The organism is Rhizobium sp. WYCCWR 11152 (assembly GCF_013087615.1).
GTDB lineage: Bacteria > Pseudomonadota > Alphaproteobacteria > Rhizobiales > Rhizobiaceae > Rhizobium > Rhizobium indicum.
Window position 1 is genome coordinate 371,741 of the sequence record NZ_JABFCP010000020.1, and the last position, 19,302, is coordinate 391,042.

Genomic DNA, 19,302 nt, shown 5'->3' on the forward strand with positions numbered 1-19,302 from the left:
TACGGGTAGGCGAAAAGGATGCGGGCAAAGCCCGCATCCTGTGTGCCGTTCGCCTCAGTTCTTGCTGACGAAGTCCTTGACGTTGGCAGGCGTGACGAGCTGGAAGGGGATGTAGACCTTCTTCTCGATCTTTTCGCCCTTGGCGAGCTTGAGCGCTGCATCGAGCGAGCCCTTTCCCTGGCCGGCGGCATCCTGGAACACCGTGACGTCGAGATCGCCCGCCTGCATGGCGGCAAGCGCGTCCTGCGTGGCGTCGACACCGCCGACGACGACCTTGCTCATATCCTTACCGGCCGCCTTCAGCGCCTGGATGGCGCCGATCGCCATTTCGTCGTTGTTGGAGATCACAGCGTCGAATTCAATACCGCTGGAGAGCCAGTTGGTCATCAGGTCGGCGCCCTGGGTGCGGTCCCAGTTGGCGGTCTGCTCTTCGACGATCTCCAGGCCCTTGCACTCATCCGTCTTGATGACGTCATGGATGTCCTGCGTCCGCATGCGCGCAGCCTGGTTGGAGAGCTCGCCCATGATGACGACGGCCTTGCCCTTGCCACCGAGAATGCGGCAGATTTCTTTGGTTTCCAGCGTGCCGGATTCCTGCTCGTTGGAAGCGACGAAGGCCTGATTGTCCGGCAGCGTGTCGACGTTGACCGGTTCACGGTTGACATAGACAAGCGGAATACCAGCATCGGCCGCGAGCTTCGACATTGCCGTGGTCGCATCGGTATCGACAGGGTTGACGACGATTGCATCGACCTTGGAGGCGATGAAATTCTGGATCTGGCTTTGCTGCTTGGAAACGTCGTTCTGTGCGTCTTCGACCTGCAGCGTCACACCGCTCAGTGTCTTTGCATAATCGGTCATGCCGTTGCGCAGAACCGTCAGGAAATTGTCGTCGAATTTCGCCATCGAGACGCCGACAGTTTCCGCGTGAGCGGCCGTCGACATGACGACCGCCATCGCAGTGCCCAGGATAAACTTTTTCATTTTCACTTCCTCCACAAAGCGGTGCCCGGCTGCACCCTCCTCACGCCGGAGCTCCAGGCATTTGCTCTGAAGCCGCAATTCCCCTGCGCCACCTCTCCCGCGGCGCTCCGCAAAACGGAACAAACAAACCGTTAAATCTGTTCTGCGGAATATTCATTCCATTTTCTGGGAACGGCGTCAAGTATCTTTAGCGGCGACGAGATATGGATGAGAGCGAAATGCCGTGGGACCTCACGACCGACGCCCACATTCCTCGTGTTGTGAAAGACCAAGCGAGCATCCATCTATGGGAGGATCGAAGGCAGGCTCACGGCCGCAGGCGCCTTCGACCTCTCGCCGCGACCCAATCATTTGAAGATTTTGGAGACAGGACAAATGTCCATTTCGATGTATCGCCTCACCGTTCCGATGTTCCAGCGCGGCCTCGCCAGCCTGAAAACCTACCTCGACAAGGCCGAAGCCTATGCGAAGGAAAAGAATATCGATCCTGCAATATTGGTCGCCGCTCGCCTGGCGCCCGACATGCTGCCGCTCTCCGGCCAGTATCAACGCGCCAGCGACAGCGCCAAATTTGCGCTCGCCCGCCTGACGGCGACCGACGCCCCGAAGTTCGAGGACAACGAAAAGACGTTCGACGACCTGCGCGAGCGCCTGGCAAAGACCGACGCCTATCTCGCCGGCTTCTCGGCGGAAGCATTGGAAGACACGCAAACCCGCCAGATCACCCTGCCGGGAAAGAGTGGTATCGTGCTGCCGGGTGACGAATATATCGCCACCTTCGCCCTGCCGAATTTCTATTTCCATGTCGCGACGGCCCACGCCATCCTGCGCAACCAGGGTGCGCCGATCGGTAAGCGCGATTATCTCGGCTGAACAAAGCAATTCCAGCAAAAGTGTGCAGCGGTTTTGCCAGGCAAAGCGTGAAACGCTTTTGCCGGGAATTGCGTAAAAGAGAAAGAGAGTATCGCCGTCATTCGAAGAAGACGGCGATGCTCTATCAGGGCCGGTGCGTCACCAGCCCTCTTTCCGTCAGCTCGGTATAGGCGAGCGTCTGATCGAGATGGCGCGCTCGGAGCGACAGCAGCTTTTCGGCATAGTCGAGCCGTATCGCCGCATAGGCCGGATCCGCCGCGACATTGTCGAGCTCCATCGGATCGTCGCGAAGATTGAAGAGCAGCGGCGGCAATGCGGTAAAATGCACGTATTTGAACCGCGCGTCGCGGATTACCGCGAGGTTGCATTCGTTGGACCGCAGCCGGAAATGCTGCTCGGCCTCGCCATGCGCAATGTCGCGGAAATCGAATTCCCAGAATGCCGCATCCCGCCAACCCTGTCCGCTCCCACCCCTGACAAACGGCATGAGCGACCTGCCATCGAGCCCGTTCTTCGCGTCGATGCCGAGCCTTTGGCAAAGTGTCGGAAAAATATCCGCAGCGCTGGTGAATTTGTCGACGACCCCACCCGCAGCACTGCTTGCGGGATCGCGAATGACAAGCGGAATATGATAGCTGCCATCGAAAAAGCCGCCCTTGCCGAGCGTCCAGTGATCGCCCGCCATCTCGGCGTGGTCAGAGGTGAAGACAATAAGCGTGTCGTCCCAGACGCCCGCATCCTTGAGAGCCTGCCAGATACGGCCGAGCTGCGCATCGACCTCTGATATCATGCCGTAATAGATCGCCCGGATCGCGCCGAAATCTTCGGCGTTCCAGCCGCTGAGCGGCCCCGCTGCACCGTGGATAAAGTGGCCTTTTTCGGAACGCGGCATGGCATAGGCGAGATAGGGATGACTGTCCTGTTCGGCTTCGCAGTTTGCCGCGCGTGCAAAAGCCGGTCCCTCGCCCGGCGTGAACATCCGGTTGAACGGCTCCGGAACGGAGAATGGCGGATGCGGACGTAAGAAAGAGACATGCGCAAACCACGGCCTGTCCTGTTCGCCCATCCAGCGGATGAATTCGCCGCTCAGGAACGCCGTCTGGGTCTCGTCGCGCGAATAGGCAGGTGACGCATCGGAAATGTCTCCGGGTCTGGCACCGACGGGAATATGGATATCGCGGCTGACGGCATCCGCATGGCCACGGGACCTGAGCCAGGAGAGCCATTGTTTCTCATGCTCCGGCAGAAGCTGGCGAGCCGTAAAGCCCGGCAGCACGCCTTCGTAGGTCGTCAGATGCGGATCGCCGGCATCCATCCCGCGCGGATCGGGCGCCGTATCCGTATAGCCGAACAGCGTCGGGTCGTATCCCGCCCGCCGGGCGGCCAGCGCCAGATTGTCGAAGCGGGCATCGAGCGGCGAACCGTTACGGCAGACGCGGTGGTTCATCTGGTAAAGGCCGGTATAGAGCGTGGCCCGCGCCGGCGAGCAGGGTGCCGCCCCGGCATAGTGCCGCCGGAAGAGCGTACCTTCGCGCGCCAGCGCATCGACACCCGGCGTCTTTACGCAGGCATGGCCGACGGCCGACAGGCAATCACCGCGCCACTGATCCGCGGTGATCAGGAGGATGTTCGGTCGGCGCGCCTTCTCGATGCTAGTTGGCTCAATGCTGGTTGGATTTTGCATGCCAGTCCCAGGCAGAGCGGATGATCTGAGACAGATCATACTGCGGCACCCAGCCGAGCACGTCGCGCGCCTTGTCGTTATTGGCGACCAGCGTATGCGAATCGCCTTCGCGACGGCCAATATATTCGACCGGGAAAGGCCGGTTCGACACGTCCTCGATGGCGCCGAGCAATTCCTTGACTGTCGTGCCGGTGCCGGTGCCGAGGTTGAGCGCGACGGAATCGCCGCCCTTCAGCAGATATTCGACGGCGCGCACATGCGCATCGGCAAGATCGAGCACATGGATATAGTCGCGCACGCAGGTGCCGTCGCGCGTCTCGTAGTCGCTGCCGAACACCTTGAAACCCTGACGGCGGCCGAGCGCCGCGTCGATCGCTAGCGGTATTGCATGCGTTTCCGGCTGATGCCATTCGCCGATCCGGCCCTCGAAATCGGCGCCGGCTGCATTGAAATAGCGCAGCACCACCGAGCGCAGGCTCCTGTACTGGTCGTAATCGGCAAGCGCCTGCTCGACGATATATTTCGTCCGCCCGTAAGGATTGATCGGCACCTGCCGGTGCGTTTCGTCGAGCGGCACGCTCTGCGGCAGGCCGTAGGTCGCGCAGGTGGAGGAGAAGACGAAGGCGTTGATATCAGCCGCCTGCGCCGCCGAAAGCAGCGTCAACGTGCCGATCACATTGTTCTCGTAGAAGGAAACCGGATCCTTGACCGATTCGCCGACCTCGATCAGCGCCGCGAAATGCAGGATCGCCGCCGGCTTGTGCTTGGCCAGCACCTCATCCAGACGGGCGCGATCGCGAATATCGCCTTCCTCAGCCGGCCCCCATTTGACGAACTCGCGATGACCGTTCGAAAAATTGTCGAAGACGACAGGCGTATAGCCCTTGTTCGCCAGGTCGAGGCACGTATGCGAGCCGATATAGCCGGCGCCGCCGACGACAAGAACCGTTTCACCTGCCATGCACCACCCTTACTATTCATTGAGAGATGGGAGAAACCTAGACGAGATACACGTCAATAAAAAGAAGGAACTGCGATCGGCGTCAACGGACAATACGTCAAATGCCGAAGCCACGCTCGACCGGGAGCGATACGCCGCCTGCGCAATTTGTGCCGGATCAGGAAGAAACATGAATTATTCGCGTGATTTGCATAGCCGCCAGATCTAAGGGGCTTGCACCACCATGTGATGATCAACGGTCTGCAGCCATCAGGCAGGGAGAGCGCGAATGAGGAAGGCATTGGTCGTTTGGGGCGGCTGGCAAGGCCATGAGCCGGAGCAATGCGCTCATATTGTCGCCGATCTTCTGCGCGAGGACGATTTTACAGTCGAGGTGACCGGCGATCTCGGCGTATTCGGATCTCCGACGCTGGCGAAAGCCGATCTGCTGGTGCCGATCATCACCGGTGAAAAGCTTGAGAAGGAACATGCCACTGCCCTCGTCGAAGCCGTGCGTGGCGGGCTCGGGCTTGCCGGCCATCACGGCGCGCTTGCCACGTCCTTCAAGGAAAGCGCGCCTTTCCGCTATGTCTCCGGCGTCACCTGGGTCGCCCATCCCGGCAACATCATCGACTTCCGCGTCGCCATCACCCGCCAGGACGATCCCGTCATGGAGGGCATTCCCGATTTCGACTATCGTTCGGAGCAATATTATCTCCATTACGATCCCACAGTCGAAATCCTTGCGACCACCACCTTCACCGGCGCCTACGATCCTGCAGCCCGCAATGTCGTGATGCCCGTCGTCTTCAAGCGTCATTTCGGTGCCGGCCGCATCTTCTATTCCGCCCTCGGCCATGTCGCAGCCGAATTCGACCATCCCTATATGCCGCTCATCCTGCGGCGGGGCCTGAGCTGGGCCGCACGCCAGTAGCGTCGGGACGAGCCGTATGCAGGCGAATGCCGACCGACGGCGGCAGCCGTCGGGCAGCCTCGCCTGATTGGGCTATCGATGTTTCTGGATGCCGGTTTCGTCGAAGTGGCAAGGCGCCTGCCAGCAAGACCGTCGTCCGCCTGGAATGCCGCTGAATATTTCGGCAACCCAGGGATTGATAAATACGCCTAGCGAGCCGCTTTGATCTGCCGGCCGTTCTCGACGGCGGGTGCCGCCTCATCATAGATCCGCATCAGCCGCCCGGCCGCTTTCAGCTTCTCGATGAGATCGTTTCCATCAGGCGAAGCCTTCGTCAGCTCAAGCTGCTCGAACTCCCTCAACGCCTGCGCCCAATGGCTTTCCCCGCGCCCATCCGGCCTGCCTTCCGATTCCCACAACGAATAAGCGCGCTGGCTGACCCAGGCGTCTTTATTATGACTCATAATCAACCCCAGCGAGAAATTTGGAAGCAATATTCGACAGGCAACAAGGTGCCAAAACCGGCTTTAGGAGTCGTTACGAGGCAGCGTTAGTTTTTAGCTAATACCGAGGTGCCGAAGGATTATCCTGTGCATACATTCCAGGAGCTTGGCCTCGTACTGCCTCCGGGGTAGGGTCACCCGCAGAAACGACAGCGATCACCGATGGCAGCCAAGACGACACTCAATGCGAAAAATCTCGAATCCCTTGGAGCGCAGCGCCTCGCCGAGCTGCTGATCGAGGTCAGCATGGGCAGTGCCACCCACAAGCGACGGCTTCGAATGGAGCTTGCCGGCAATCACGGCGGCGCCGAGGTGGCGCGTGAGGTGCGAAAGCGGCTTGCGAGCATCGCCCGGGCTCGCACCGTCATCAACTGGCGCAAAGTGAAGGCGCTGAAGAGCGATCTGGAAACGCAGCGCAAAACGATCGCAGAGACCGTTGCCGCCGATGATCCCGAGGAGGCATTCGAACTGATATGGCAGTTCCTCGCACTGGCCGATTCGATCTTTGAGAGGTCCAACGACCGCGGCGGTTCGCTTATCCAAAGTTTTCACCAGGCTTGCGAGGATGCTGCTGCAATTGCTGGGTCCGCCAAAATCGACGCCCATGTTCTGGCCGATAAGGTGTTCAAAGCCGTGCAGGACGATAGCTACGGCCAGTACGACAACCTGGTTGCCGCGATGGTGCCAGCCCTCGGCGAGGATGGTCTCGATCGCTTGAAAACGCTCTTCGTCCAATGGTCCAAGGAGCCGAATGACAAGCCGGCGGAAGAGGATCGCAAGGTCATTGGCTGGGGCAGCGGAGGTGCGATTTACCAAGATGAGATCGCCGGCACTCACCGGGATCTGACGGTGCGCATAGCCTTGCAGCAAATTGCTGACGCGCAGGGCGATGTTGATGCCTACATTGGCCAGCACCCCGAGGAGACACGCAAGGCGCCGATGATTGCGGCCGACATCGCCAATCGTCTGCTTTCGGCCGGGCGGGCGAAGGAAGCGCTGCAGACGTTGGATGAGGCCGACAGGAGAGGCTGGGCCGAAATGCCATTCGAATGGCAGCTTGCTCGCGTCGAGACGCTTGAGGCTCTGGGGCGCGCAGAGGAGGCACAGACCTATCGATGGGCGTGCTTCGAGCGGTCGCTGCATGCCGGGCACCTCAAGGCTTTCCTCAAGCGACTGCCTGATTTCGACGATCTCGAGGCCGAGGAGAAGGCATTTGCCCATGCCCGGGCTTTCCCGGACGTCCACCAGGCACTTGCCTTTTTCCTGAATTGGCCGGCACTTGCCGAGGCGGCAAAACTGGTGGCGATCAGGAAAGGGGAACTGAACGGCGATCTCTATGACCTGATGACGCCAGCGGCCGAAGCTCTGGCGGAGAAACATCCGCTCGCGGCGACCATCGTCTTGCGCTCCATGATCGATTTCGCGCTCGATAACAGCCGGCCCAGCCGCTATAAACACGCGGCGAGGCATCTCGCAGACTGCGCGTCGCTTGCGCCTCATATCGATGACTTCAGCAACACCAGATCCCATGACGCCTATGTCGCGGAACTCAAGCGCCGGCACGGCAAGAAGCATGGCTTCTGGAGACTGGTGACCTAAGTTTCTCCGGATACCTTACCCTCAGAGAGGAATTCCATGACGACCACTGCCTGGCATGCAGATCCGCTCACTTGGGGCACTGGACCCCGCATCTTCGAAGCTTTTTTGGAGCCGACTTGCCCCTATTCGGTCAGAGCGTTCAACAAGTTCGACGAACTGCTGAGCCAGGCCGGCGAAGACAAGATCACCGTGAAGATCCGCCTGCAGTCGCAACCCTGGCACATGTATTCCGGCGTCCTCGTCCGCTGCATCATCGCAGCTTCGACTCTGGAAGGCGGCAAGGAAACTGCAAAGAAGGTCATGGCTGCCATCGCCGCCCATCGCGAGGAGTTCGAGTTTGAACGCCATGCCGGCGGCCCGAATATGAACGTCACGCCGAACCAGATCATCGAGCGCCTGGAAGGCTACAGCGGCATCAAGCTGAAAGAAGCCTTCGCAATCCCGGATCTCGACCGGGAGATCAAGTGGCACTGCAAATATGCCAGGCAGAACGGCATCCATGTCTCGCCGACTTTCATGATCGACGGACTGGTGCAGCCCGACATGAGCAGCGGCGATGAGGTTGGCGCCTGGGTGAAGAAGGCGCGGGGCAATTGACGCTGGCCGTGTGCCTGAGACTATCAAGCTGAGTCGTCTCGCCGATGCCCTTATTGTGTTCGCATGGCGGATGGAGTCGGTAATGAATCTGGGCTAATTGCTTTTTAAGGCATTGCTGATGAACTGCCGTCATGACAAAGCCGCCCCGCAAGCCTTCGAAGCTACTGCTCGGTGAAGCCTACGAGCCGCCCCGCAGCCGACCGCGCCGGCGGCGAAATTCCGCTCAGCCTCATCTTCCTCTCGATTCGATGCCGGCGCGTATCGCGCCGTGTCCGGCGTCAGTGGGAAGGACACGGTTCAGATGAACGACGACCCGAAATTGAATCGGGCCGAAGGTCAGCAATGTCAGCAGCAGACGAGCGACTGGGACATGGCTGCTCGCAACTACCCTAGCCTCAACACGGTGATCTTGCTGGGGATCCTGTGTATTGCCATCGTCTTCAGGTTCCATAAGATCACCTTGCCGCTGGTCGACAGCTTCAGCTGGCGCGAGATAAGCACCGCAATGATGGCCGACAATTTCCAGCAGCGCAGCTGGAACATCTTTTTTCCAGAGGTCAGCTGGACCGGACCCGGGCCAAGCTATCAGGGCCGCGAGTTTCAGATCGTCAGCTATCTGACCGCCTTGCTCTACCAACTCTTCGGCTGGCACGACTGGTTCGGCCGCGCGGTTGCTGCCTCCTTCGGTCTGGTGACAGTATTTTCGCTCCACAGGCTAACGGCGCTATGCTGGAATGAGATGCACGCCCACGCGGCGGCACTGGCCTACGCGCTGATGCCGGCGGCGATCATGATCGACAGTTCGTTTCTTCCCGATCCCGCCATGCTGGCCTTGATCACTCTTGGTGTCTGGCTGTTCGCCAAATACTGGACCGGCGGCAGCGGCTGGCTCTTGCCGCTCGCCACGGTCAGCTTCTCGCTCGGCGTGCTGTCAAAGCCACCCGGCATCGCGGCCGGCGCTGTCATCTTCTATCTGATGGTCTGTTGGATTCTGGAAAGTAAAGGAAAGCACGCGACATGGGTCTTCCTGTCGGGGCTTTTGAGCCTAGCCATCATCGGCACTTATTTCAGCTGGGCGATTTATCTCGGCCGCAGCTATCCGCCGTTTCATATCGCCGGCACCGGCGGCTATATCTGGGATTTCGGCTTCTGGACATACTACAGGAACAGCTTCTACTTCAAATCCGTATGGAACACCTCGGTTTTGTGGTTCTACGGCTATCCGTTCATGGTGCTGCTCGCGGTCGGCTTGTGGCTACCGCCCAGCCCCGCCGAAGACCCGAAGCAACGCACCCTTTCGGCCATTCCTTATGTGTGGCTGGCTGCGGCCCTGATCATCTATCTGGCGGCGGCGGGCGAGATCACCAGCAATGTGTGGAATCTCCACATCTTCCATGTGCCGGTTGCTATGTTCTGCGGCCACGGCGCGCTTCTTCTGGCAACGCTTGCATCGAGAACCATTCTAACGCCGTCGGTTGTGCTTCGCTCGATCTGCATCGTGGCCCTCACGCTTGCCTGGTCGACCGTTCCCCTCGTCAGGACGATGAAGAAGCCAATCGCCATGAACGGCAAACTGCTTGGCGAGGAACTGGCGCGGTTGGCGCAACCGAGCGACCTTGTCGTCGCCATCGCGCCCGAGGTCGGCGATCCCGTCGCAGTCTATTACAGCAGGGCGCGCGGCTGGGTGTTCCCGCCTGGCGGAGGCGATGCCGAATGGTCGAAATTCGTTGAGGATGACGCCACCGCGATCGCGCAACTCGAGGAACTGCGCGCGCAGGGCGCGGATTTGTTCGGCGTGGCCAAGAACGCCGCCGACAAGGACGGCCGGCTGTTCATCGAGCATCATGATGGGGTTATCGACCATCTTGACAGGACTGCAACCAAGCTTGTGGATTTGAATAATTTGCTGATCTATAGGATCACCCGTCCATGAGAGCCGCGACAGTCTGGTTGGGTGCGCTGCGCGTCTGCGACGAGTTTCGCGACCTGGTGCACGGCCGTTTCGGCGCCGGCCGCAATCGGTCGCGCACCGCTCACCTCAAGCAGCCGGGCTGCAGCATATGGCTCTGACGACCGCGGCTTGAGCCCGCGCGGAGTGTCTGCGCAGATGGTCAAGGAGACGGCCAATCTCGACGTCCAGTTCTACGCAGGCTTCGCCGAAAGATCGAAAAATAGCAGGAGGACGCGAACACCCATTACGGTCGAAGGCCAATGGCGGAGAGGGTGGGATTTGAACCCACGATACCCTTGCAGGTATGCCGCATTTCGAGTGCGGTGCATTCGACCACTCTGCCACCTCTCCGCGGTCTGGTCGGCGCTTGTTCGGCGCGGGCGTTCTCATAACGGGCAAATGACAGGCTGGCAAGCCGAAAAGTCGAAGCATTCCATCCTTTTGCCTTGACACCTTTTTGTCACTCGCGTATCTCGACTGCGCAATAGGTTTGGAGAAATCCGCGCCTTGGCCGTCCCGCGCTCGCGCGGGGCTTCACCGGCAGGAAGAGTTCGAGGATTAGACCTCTGAAATCCCTGCTTAACTTCGACTGATAAAAAGACAGCCACCTGCTCAATTAGCGGGGAGCGCTGGAACGAACATGAAAGGATAAAAAATGTTCGCAGTCATCAAGACCGGCGGTAAACAGTACCGTGTGGCAGCCAACGACGTGCTGACCATCGAAAAGCTGGAAGCCACCGCTGGCGACTCCATTGAATTCACCGAAGTGCTCGTGATCGGCGAAGGCGCCGACGCTGCGATCGGTGCGCCCTTCGTAACCGGCGCCTCTGTCAAGGCAGAAGTCGTCGAACAGAACCGCGGCAAGAAGGTCATCGCCTTCAAGAAGCGCCGCCGTCAGAATTCGAAGCGTTCGCGCGGCCATCGTCAGCATCACACGGTCGTCCGTATCACGGACATCGTGGCTGCCAAGTAAGATCAACGAGACAAGGTTTTAAAGGAGAACTCCAATGGCACACAAAAAAGCTGGCGGTTCATCGCGCAACGGTCGCGATTCTCAGTCCAAGCGCCTTGGCGTGAAGAAGTTCGGCGGCGAAGCCGTCATTGCAGGCAACATCATCGTGCGTCAGCGCGGTACTGAGTGGCATCCGGGTTCCAACGTCGGCCTCGGCAAGGATCACACGATTTTTGCGCTTACCGCCGGCAATGTGAACTACCGAACCAAGGCCAACGGTCGCGTCTACGTGTCTGTCATGCCGAAAGCGGAAGCAGCGGAATAAGCCGGTAGCGCTCAAAAACAGCCGGCGTCTCATCGACCCGGCTGGCCGTATCAGGTTCAGTCTAGAAAACAGGGGAGATGGGGCGCCATCTCCCCTTTTTCTTTACCCCTCAAGGAGGACTGAACCATGCAAGGCGAATTGTTAAGGGTAGACCAATCACGGTCTCCCCGGGAAGACCAGCGGTCTTCCACGGAGCGGCTGAGGCCGGAACGGTTAAGGACCGATTGCCCTGTCTTGTTATCGGAAAGGCTCGTCATGCGCGCGCCCCACGAAGAAGACATCGACGCCCTTGCCCATCTCGCCAATAACGCCAAAGTCGCCACCATGGTATCGCGTATGCCGCACCCCTATACCGCCGATGATGCTGCCGACTTCGTGCGTCGCACGAAAAATGGCGAGATTGGCAAGTGCGTCTATGCGATCACCAAGGCCGAAAATGGCGCCTTTATCGGCTGCTGCGGTGTGGAGCCGCAGACAGACGGCAAGACCGTCGAGATCGGCTATTGGCTGGGCGAGCCCTATTGGAACAAGGGTTATACGACCGAGGCCTGCCATGCCCTGGTCGATATGGTGTTCAGGACCCGTCAGGACGTCGATCAGATCGACGCCCGTTGCCGGGTAATGAATGTCGCCTCGCGCCGCGTCATCCAGAAGTGCGGCTTCCAGTTCCAGGGTTCGGGGCTCGCCGCCTCGCTGGCGCTCGGCAGCAACGTGCCGGTCGAATGGTACAGGCTCGACCGCAAGACCTGGATGTCTCTCAGAAGCTGGGGGAACATCGCATGAGCACGACTGCGCTGCAAAGGCCAGAGGTCAAGCCGATGATGCCCGGCCCCGCGCCGGTTATCTCGACCGCCCGGCTGACGCTCCGCCCCCACAGGCTGAGCGATGCGCCTGATATCGCGGAATCGCTTTCCGATTTCGCGGTCACGCGCATGCTGTCCCGCGTACCCGCGCCGTTCGATCGGCAGGATGCGCTGGACTGGCTGATCCCGGTCACCTCGGGCACCCTGCCCGATTGGCCGCTGGCGATCACCGGCAAGGACGATGTCCATATCGGCAACGTCTCGATCGAGTTGCGCCACGGTCGCTGGCACCTCGGCTACTGGCTGAACCGCTACTACTGGCGGCGCGGCTATATGAGCGAAGCGGTGGCAGCGATCATCGAGCGCTTCTCGCGCCGCATGCCGGAGACGCCGGTCCATTCCGGCGTCTTCGCCGACAACCCGGCTTCGCTGCGACTGCAGGAGAAGCTCGGTTTCCGCATGACGGGTTGCGGCGAAATCTACTGTTTCGCCCGCAACACCATGGTGTCGCACATCGAGACCGTGCTGCAGCCGGGCACGCTGCAGCCGCGAAAGGTCGCCTGATCAAACTCCAGACGTCGCCGCACTGGCGGCGTCTCCATCAATCACCGATCTCGACCCATAGAGGGAAATGGTCGGAACCGACGGATCGCGTATCCATCCGGGCGGATTTCAACCGGCTTTGCAGGCCGCAACTGACGAAGCAATAATCGAGATGCATGCGTTTGCCGTGATCTTCAGGATCCATCCAGCTGTAGCTCTCCGGAGAGTAAGCCTCCAGCGCCGCAAAGGCGTCGACCGGCGTGCCGATCCTTGCCACACGGCCGTAATATCCGCTGCCAGCCCCAGCAAGCGCGCAATATTCCCGCGATTCCGGCTCCATGTTGAAATCACCCATGATGACATAATCCTCCGGCAGCGGCGGCTCCGGCAGGTCGAATTCACCACCCCCTGTCAGCGACCCACCCTCCTGGACGAAGGCATTGATATGCGCGTTCAAGAATTGCAGTTGGCGGATGCGCTCGTCGGCGGAGACATGGTCGAGATGCACGGAGTAGACGCGGATCGCACCGCCGGGTGCGTCGATCACCGCCTCGGTTGCGCCGCGCTGCAGGTTGATCTTGCCGATCGTCCGGCTGCGCGGCAGAAGCAGCGTTCGGGTCGAGACAACAGGCCAGCGCGACAGCACCATGTTGCCGAACTGGAAACGGGTGCCCGCCACCGGCTGCAGCCCGCCTTCATCAGCTTCGACATGCATGTCGCAAGCCGGCCCATACACCCAGAAATAGTCGGGAAAGAAGGCTGCAACATCGGCGGCCATGTCGGCAAAACCGTTGCGCGAGAAGCCACGAGTCACCTCCTGCAGCGCGATGACATCGGCTCCCTCGAGACTTCGGGCAATGCGCGCCAGATCGTATCTGCCGTCGAGACCGAAGCCGTACTGTATGTTATAGCTCGCAAAATTCACGATAATCTTTGACCTCCGTCGGAACCGCCTATATCGAATGGGCCAAGACGGGCCGTCCAACTGCCACTGAATATTGGAAGTAAAATGAAATTTCTCGACGAAGCAAAGGTCTATATCAAGTCCGGGGACGGCGGCGGCGGCAGCGTTTCCTTCCGACGCGAGAAATTCATTGAGTTCGGCGGCCCGGATGGCGGCGACGGCGGACGCGGCGGCGACGTCTGGGTCGAGACCGTCAACGGCCTGAACACGCTGATCGATTTCCGCTTTCAGCAGCATTTCAAGGCGACGATCGGCACCCATGGCATGGGCAGGAACCGCACCGGCGCCAATGGAAGCGACGTGACGTTGAAGGTTCCCGTGGGCACCCAGATCTTCGAGGAAGATCAGGAAACGCTGATCTGCGACCTGACCGTCGAAGGCCAGCGTTACTGCCTTGCCCATGGCGGCAATGGCGGCTTTGGCAACGCCCATTTCAAGACTTCGACCAACCAGGCGCCGGATTGGGCCAATCCCGGTCTGCCCGGCGAGGAAAAGACCATCTGGCTACGCCTGAAGCTGATTGCCGATGCCGGCCTCGTCGGCATGCCGAATGCCGGCAAGTCGACCTTCCTGGCATCAGTCACCCGGGCCCGGCCGAAGATCGCCAACTATCCCTTCACCACGCTGCATCCCAATCTCGGTGTTGCCACCATCGACGAGCGCGAATTCATCCTTGCCGATATTCCGGGCCTGATCGAAGGCGCCCATGAAGGTGTCGGCATCGGCGACCGTTTCCTCGGCCATGTCGAGCGCACCCGCGTGCTGCTCCACCTCATCTCCGCCCGGGAGGAAAAGGTCGGCAAGGCGTATAAGACGGTCAAACACGAACTCGAAGCCTATGGAAACGATCTGACCGACAAGGCCGAGATCGTGGCGCTGTCGCAGATCGACGTGCTCGACGATGCCGAACTGAAGAAGAAGACCAAGGAATTGGCCAAGGCCTGCGGCAAGACGCCGTTCCAGATTTCGGCCGTCACCGGCAAGGGCATGACCGAGGTGCTGCGTGCGCTGCGCGACATCATCGTCGAGGCCAATACCGAAGAAAAGCCGGCCAAGGTGCCGAAGCTGCGCCATCGCGACATGGTCGTCACCGATGAGGGCGAGGACGATGACCAGCCGTAAGCCGCTTGGCCGCTACCGCCGCATCGTCATCAAGATCGGATCCGCGCTTCTGGTCGACCGCAAGGCCGGGCTGAAGAAGGCCTGGCTCGACGCCATGTGCGCCGATATCTCAGGCCTGAAGGCCAAGGGCATCGATGTGCTCGTCGTCTCCTCGGGCGCAATCGCGCTCGGCCGCTCGGTGCTCGACCTGCCGTCAGGTGCGCTCAAGCTCGAGGAAAGCCAGGCGGCGGCGGCCGTCGGCCAGATTGCGCTGGCGCGCGCCTGGTCGGAAAGCCTGTCGCGCGACGAGATCGTCGCCGGCCAGATCCTGCTGACGCTCGGCGATACCGAGGAGCGCCGCCGTTATCTCAATGCGCGCGCCACCATCAATCAGCTTTTGAAGATCGGCGCCGTGCCGATCATCAACGAGAACGACACCGTCGCCACCAGCGAGATCCGCTATGGCGACAACGACCGGCTGGCCGCCCGCGTCGCGACGATGACCGGCGCCGATCTGCTCATTCTTCTCTCCGACATCGACGGCCTCTACACCGCGCCGCCGCATCTCGATGCGAACGCGACGTTCCTCGAAACGATTGCCGCAATCACCCCGGAGATCGAGGCGATGGCCGGAGGTGCGGCCTCCGAGCTTTCGCGCGGCGGCATGCGCACCAAGATCGATGCCGGCAAGATTGCGACCGCATCAGGCTGCGCCATGATCATCGCCTCCGGCAAGACCGACAACCCTCTGTCGGCGATCGAAAACGGCGCGCGTTCCTCCTGGTTCGCGCCATCGGGCACACCCGTGACCGCCCGCAAGACCTGGATTGCCGGGCAGCTGCAGCCGGCCGGCGAACTGCATGTCGACGACGGCGCCGTCGCAGCCCTCGGGGCCGGCAAGAGCCTGCTTCCTGCTGGCGTTCGCAGCGTTTCCGGCCTCTTCAGCCGCGGCGACACGGTGGCGATCATCGGTCCGGCCGGCCGCGAGATCGCCCGCGGTCTGGTAAGCTACGATGCCGACGACGCCCGTCGCATTGCCGGCCGCAAGTCGGCAGAGATCGAGGCCATTCTCGGCTATGCCGGGCGCGCCGCCATGGTCCATCGCGACGACATGGTGATGACCGCGCAGGTCGGTTCGAAATCGGAAAGGCAGAAGAAGGACGCGAGCTATGCTTGATACCGTTGCGCCGGGCCCTGACATTGACGTGCTGATGAACGACATCGGCCGCAAGGCAAAGGCTGCCGCACGACCGCTGGGCTTTGCGTCCACCGAGGCGAAGAACAGCGCGCTGAATGCCATGGCCGATGCGATCCTGGCGAACAAGGCGCAGATTCTTGCCGAGAACGCCAAGGACCTGAAGGACATCGAAGGCACCGAGATGCTCGCTTCCTTCGTCGACCGGCTGACGCTGAACGACAAGCGCATCGCCGAAATGGCCGAGGGAATCCGCGCCATCGCCGCCCTTTCCGATCCGGTCGGCGAAGTCATCGCTGCCTGGGACCGGCCGAACGGCCTGAAGATCGAGCGCGTCCGTACGCCGCTCGGCGTCATCGGCGTGATCTTCGAAAGCCGGCCGAACGTCACCGCCGATGCCGGCGCCCTCTGCCTCAAGGCGGGCAATGCCGTCATCCTGCGTTGCGGCTCGGATTCGCGCCGTTCATCGCAGGCTATCCATGCCTGCCTGGTCGAAGGCCTGAAGGCGGCGGGACTTCCAGAGCATGCTATCCAGCTCGTGCCGGTCACCGACCGCGCTGCCGTCGGCGCCATGCTGCGCGGCTTGGACGGCGCGATCGACGTCATCGTGCCGCGCGGCGGCAAGAGCCTGGTTGCCCGCGTGCAGAGCGAGGCCCGCGTGCCGGTTTTTGCCCATCTCGAAGGCCTTTGCCATATCTATGTCGATGCCTCGGCCGATATCGAAATGGCGAAAAAGATCATCGTCAACGCCAAGATGCGCCGCACCGGCATCTGCGGCGCAGTCGAAACCCTGCTCGTCGATGGTGCTGCGATCGGCACGCATCTGACGCCGCTGCTCGAGATTCTGACAGAGGCCGGCTGCGAGGTCCGTGCTTCGCCAACGGTGCTGAAGGTTGCACCCGGCATGAAGCCCGCGACCGAGGAGGACTGGTCGACCGAATATCTCGATGCGATCATTTCGGTTGCCGTCGTCGACGGCATATCGGGCGCCATCGCCCATATCCAGACATATTCCTCGAACCACACCGAGGCGGTCATCGCCGAGGACCCTGACGTCGTCGCGCGTTTCTTCACCGAGGTCGATTCGGCGATCCTGCTGCACAATGCCTCGACGCAGTTTGCCGATGGCGGCGAGTTCGGCATGGGTGCGGAAATCGGCATCGCCACCGGCAAGATGCATGCCCGCGGCCCCGTCGGCGTCGAACAGCTCACCTCCTTCAAATATCGGGTGCATGGTGCCGGACAGACGCGGCCCTGACGTGACGACCGAGAATGTGGACCGGCACTATCTCCGCATGCCGCACAGCGAGCGCGGCATGGTCGTCGGTCTGTTCGGCGGTTCGTTCAATCCGCCGCATCAGGGCCACGCGCTCGTCGCCGAGATCGCCATCAAGCGTCTCGGCCTCGACCAGCTCTGGTGGATGGTCACCCCCGGCAATCCGCTGAAGAGCCGCAACCAGCTCGCACCGCTTGCCGAGCGCATTGCCGAAAGCGAGCATGTTGCCCCCGATCCCCGCATCAAGGTCACCGCCTTCGAACAGACGCTCGGCACCAGCTACACCGCCAACACGCTTGCCCGCGTCAAGGCCCGCAATCCGCATGTGCATTTCATCTGGATCATGGGCGCAGACAGCCTGCAGACCTTTCATAAATGGCAGAAATGGCAGGAGATTGCCCGCACCTTCCCGATCGCGGTGATCGACCGGCCGGGCGCGACGCTGTCCTTCCTCTCCTCGAAAATGGCCAGGACCTTCGATTTCGCCCGTGTCGACGAGGACGATGCCCGTGTTCTCTGGAAGAAACGTGCCCCGGCCTGGACCTTCATCCACGGACCGCGCTCCGGCCTGAGCTCGACGGCAATCCGCAACGGCTCGTCGCACAGCGACGCCGAATAGAGCGCCGCGCGCCCAGCAAGACGCATGCGCTGGCCTGATTTCAGAAGATCCCGAAAACGAGAAAGCCCGACGGGGGAGGATCCGTCGGGCTTATAAACTCGATCGACAACTGGGAGGAGGAGTGTTGTCGATCCTACCGAACGGCTATGGGAGGAGGAGAAGCCGTTTCGATGAGTGTGTTGTAGCATATTTCGCAGGAAGATGAATATCGATTGGTGCATTGCAGCAATGCATCGCGTGCAATCCTGCGCAGCCTCATGGCTTTGGCATTGCCGTTTTTCTTGGCAGAAATCGACGGAGCATGCTCTGCCGCCGGGAGTCCCTGCGGTTTGCCAACCTGTCGCTCAAGTATTTCAACCCTATGGATCTCACGCTGCGGCTCAAGCCATGCACTTCGACAACGCGTAACCATGGTCGTTGCGGACACCGCAGTCCAATACGGTTATATTTTCCTGGATATATCCCTAGCCAAGATGCCTCGCCCGTTATATTCGTCTCAATATTTCGAACTCCGGGAATGAATCATGCAAAACCGCCGCCGATGGATGAAACTGGCAACCGCCGCGATCATGGCCTTCTGGCTTGGCGCAGCAGCGCTTCCGGCGCCTGCCGCCGCAGCCGAAAAACTCACCGTCTTTGCGGCGGCGAGCCTCAAGGATGCACTCGACGCCGCCAATGCCGCCTGGACGAAGGAAAGCGGCAAGGACGCCGTCACCTCCTATGCGGCGAGCGGCGCGCTGGCCAAGCAGATCGAAAACGCGGCCCCCGCCGATATTTTCATCTCGGCCGACCTCGACTGGATGGATTACGTCGCCAAGAAGAACCTGATCAAGGCCGATACCCGTTCCAACCTGCTCGGCAACCGCATCGTGCTCGTTGCCGAAAAGGACAAGGCAAAACCGGTCGAGATCAAGCAAGGCTTCGATCTTGCCGGCCTTTTGGGTGACGGCAGGCTTGCCATGGGTGAGCCGAAATCGGTTCCAGCCGGTAAATACGGCATGGCCGCGCTCGAAAAGCTCGGCGTCTGGAAATCGGTCGAAACCAAGGTCGCCGGCGCCGAAAGCGTGCGCGCTGCCCTTGCCCTCGTTTCGCGCGGCGAAGCGCCTTATGGCATTGTCTACCAGACGGATGCCGCAGCCGATAAGGGTGTTGCCATCGTCGGCACCTTCCCCGCCGATTCCCATCCGCCGATCATCTATCCGATCGCAATCCTCGCCGAGAGCAAGAACCCGGATGCATCAGCCTATCTCGACTTCCTGAAATCCGACAAGGCAGCCGCCTTCTTCACGGCGCAGGGTTTCACCATTCTCAAGTGATAAGCTGAGGTGATTGCGGATTTGCACGTCAGTGCCTGACTTGAGGCTCACATCACGATGCTTCAGTCTACTGACGAAGGCCGCCAACTCCTCTATCGTCATGCTCGGGCCTGTCCCGAGCATCTGCATCCGGTCGATTTTGGATAGGCAGCAGATCCTCGGCA

20 protein-coding genes, 1 tRNA gene and 1 pseudogene are annotated in these 19,302 nt (G+C 60.8%); 16 read left to right on the plus strand and 6 right to left on the minus strand.

Translation table 11 applies throughout. The features are described 5' to 3' along the window. Positions 1-54: 54 nt before the first annotated feature. Positions 55-984, minus strand: coding sequence for a sugar ABC transporter substrate-binding protein (locus G9X67_RS29185; RefSeq protein WP_138389376.1), 930 nt, complete (start codon positions 982-984; stop codon positions 55-57). A gap of 375 nt (positions 985-1,359) precedes the next feature. Between G9X67_RS29185 and G9X67_RS29190 the strand changes: the two genes are divergently transcribed. Further along, on the plus strand, positions 1,360-1,857 hold the full coding sequence (locus G9X67_RS29190) for a DUF1993 domain-containing protein (protein WP_138331928.1): 498 nt from the start codon (positions 1,360-1,362) through the stop codon (positions 1,855-1,857). 124 nt (positions 1,858-1,981) lie between these two features. On the opposite strand, the gene G9X67_RS29195 is transcribed toward G9X67_RS29190, so the two are convergent. Then, positions 1,982-3,541 (minus strand): alkaline phosphatase family protein, encoded by a 1,560-nt coding sequence (locus tag G9X67_RS29195; protein ID WP_138389375.1) that lies wholly within the window; start codon positions 3,539-3,541, stop codon positions 1,982-1,984. After that, positions 3,519-4,502, minus strand: coding sequence for a UDP-glucose 4-epimerase GalE (gene galE, locus G9X67_RS29200; protein ID WP_138331930.1), 984 nt, complete (start codon positions 4,500-4,502; stop codon positions 3,519-3,521). The genes G9X67_RS29195 and galE overlap by 23 nt, the downstream gene beginning before the upstream one ends. Before the next feature lie 268 nt (positions 4,503-4,770). Here galE and G9X67_RS29205 point away from each other — a divergent pair, with 268 nt between their 5' ends. Together G9X67_RS29205 and G9X67_RS35165 are read left to right on the plus strand one after the other, a co-directional pair. Continuing rightward, complete coding sequence (locus G9X67_RS29205; RefSeq protein ID WP_171600264.1) at positions 4,771-5,415, plus strand: ThuA domain-containing protein; 645 nt, start codon at positions 4,771-4,773, stop codon at positions 5,413-5,415. A gap of 72 nt (positions 5,416-5,487) precedes the next feature. Beyond that, a pseudogene (locus G9X67_RS35165) lies at positions 5,488-5,570 on the plus strand (N-acetyltransferase); the annotation flags it as partial. A 33-nt stretch (positions 5,571-5,603) separates the two neighbouring features. Here the strand turns inward: G9X67_RS35165 and G9X67_RS29210 are convergent. Beyond that, complete coding sequence (locus tag G9X67_RS29210) at positions 5,604-5,858, minus strand: DUF2934 domain-containing protein (RefSeq protein ID WP_171600265.1); 255 nt, start codon at positions 5,856-5,858, stop codon at positions 5,604-5,606. Between the two features lie 201 nt (positions 5,859-6,059). Between G9X67_RS29210 and G9X67_RS29215 the strand changes: the two genes are divergently transcribed. The 4 genes from G9X67_RS29215 (at position 6,060) to G9X67_RS29230 (ending at position 10,163) form a co-directional block, all read left to right on the plus strand. Continuing rightward, positions 6,060-7,496 (plus strand): DUF6880 family protein, encoded by a 1,437-nt coding sequence (locus G9X67_RS29215; RefSeq protein ID WP_171600266.1) that lies wholly within the window; start codon positions 6,060-6,062, stop codon positions 7,494-7,496. Between the two features lie 36 nt (positions 7,497-7,532). Next, positions 7,533-8,093, plus strand: a complete 561-nt coding sequence (locus tag G9X67_RS29220; RefSeq protein ID WP_171600267.1) for a thioredoxin domain-containing protein — start codon at positions 7,533-7,535, stop codon at positions 8,091-8,093. Positions 8,094-8,394: 301 nt separating this feature from the next. Beyond that, positions 8,395-10,026: a glycosyltransferase family 39 protein gene (locus G9X67_RS29225; protein WP_171600268.1), complete on the plus strand. Its 1,632-nt coding sequence runs from the start codon at positions 8,395-8,397 to the stop codon at positions 10,024-10,026. Further along, entirely contained in the window at positions 10,023-10,163 is a 141-nt protein-coding gene (locus G9X67_RS29230; protein WP_171600144.1) for a hypothetical protein, read from the plus strand. The genes G9X67_RS29225 and G9X67_RS29230 overlap by 4 nt, the downstream gene beginning before the upstream one ends. A 142-nt stretch (positions 10,164-10,305) precedes the next feature. Here the strand turns inward: G9X67_RS29230 and G9X67_RS29235 are convergent. Beyond that, positions 10,306-10,395: transfer RNA gene (locus G9X67_RS29235), tRNA-Ser, on the minus strand. Between the two features lie 304 nt (positions 10,396-10,699). Between G9X67_RS29235 and rplU the strand changes: the two genes are divergently transcribed. From rplU to G9X67_RS29255, 4 genes are all read left to right on the plus strand, one after another. Further along, positions 10,700-11,017 carry a 50S ribosomal protein L21 gene (rplU, locus tag G9X67_RS29240; protein ID WP_003543907.1) on the plus strand — a complete coding sequence of 106 codons (318 nt, stop codon included), beginning with the start codon at positions 10,700-10,702 and terminating at the stop codon, positions 11,015-11,017. Between the two features lie 34 nt (positions 11,018-11,051). After that, on the plus strand, positions 11,052-11,321 hold the full coding sequence (gene rpmA / locus G9X67_RS29245) for a 50S ribosomal protein L27 (RefSeq protein WP_003543909.1): 270 nt from the start codon (positions 11,052-11,054) through the stop codon (positions 11,319-11,321). Positions 11,322-11,447: 126 nt separating this feature from the next. After that, positions 11,448-12,104, plus strand: coding sequence for a GNAT family protein (locus tag G9X67_RS29250; RefSeq protein WP_027668026.1), 657 nt, complete (start codon positions 11,448-11,450; stop codon positions 12,102-12,104). Next, positions 12,101-12,688, plus strand: coding sequence for a GNAT family N-acetyltransferase (locus G9X67_RS29255; RefSeq protein ID WP_138331935.1), 588 nt, complete (start codon positions 12,101-12,103; stop codon positions 12,686-12,688). Before G9X67_RS29250 ends, G9X67_RS29255 begins: the two co-directional genes overlap by 4 nt. A 37-nt stretch (positions 12,689-12,725) precedes the next feature. Here G9X67_RS29255 and G9X67_RS29260 read toward each other — a convergent pair whose 3' ends face one another. Further along, positions 12,726-13,592: an endonuclease/exonuclease/phosphatase family protein gene (locus G9X67_RS29260; RefSeq protein WP_138331936.1), complete on the minus strand. Its 867-nt coding sequence runs from the start codon at positions 13,590-13,592 to the stop codon at positions 12,726-12,728. 84 nt (positions 13,593-13,676) lie between these two features. Here G9X67_RS29260 and obgE point away from each other — a divergent pair, with 84 nt between their 5' ends. The 5 genes from obgE to modA all read left to right on the plus strand — a co-directional run bounded on the left by obgE (position 13,677) and on the right by modA (position 19,138). After that, positions 13,677-14,753 carry a GTPase ObgE gene (gene obgE, locus G9X67_RS29265; protein ID WP_171600269.1) on the plus strand — a complete coding sequence of 359 codons (1,077 nt, stop codon included), beginning with the start codon at positions 13,677-13,679 and terminating at the stop codon, positions 14,751-14,753. Further along, positions 14,740-15,909 carry a glutamate 5-kinase gene (gene proB / locus G9X67_RS29270; RefSeq protein ID WP_138331937.1) on the plus strand — a complete coding sequence of 390 codons (1,170 nt, stop codon included), beginning with the start codon at positions 14,740-14,742 and terminating at the stop codon, positions 15,907-15,909. Before obgE ends, proB begins: the two co-directional genes overlap by 14 nt. Then, a complete protein-coding gene (locus G9X67_RS29275) occupies positions 15,902-17,185 on the plus strand; it encodes a glutamate-5-semialdehyde dehydrogenase (protein ID WP_138331938.1) in 1,284 nt (427 codons plus the stop codon). The genes proB and G9X67_RS29275 overlap by 8 nt, the downstream gene beginning before the upstream one ends. Beyond that, a complete protein-coding gene (locus G9X67_RS29280; RefSeq protein WP_138331939.1) occupies positions 17,160-17,822 on the plus strand; it encodes a nicotinate-nucleotide adenylyltransferase in 663 nt (220 codons plus the stop codon). The genes G9X67_RS29275 and G9X67_RS29280 overlap by 26 nt, the downstream gene beginning before the upstream one ends. A gap of 524 nt (positions 17,823-18,346) precedes the next feature. Next, on the plus strand, positions 18,347-19,138 hold the full coding sequence (gene modA / locus G9X67_RS29285; protein ID WP_138331940.1) for a molybdate ABC transporter substrate-binding protein: 792 nt from the start codon (positions 18,347-18,349) through the stop codon (positions 19,136-19,138). Positions 19,139-19,302 lie beyond the last annotated feature (164 nt).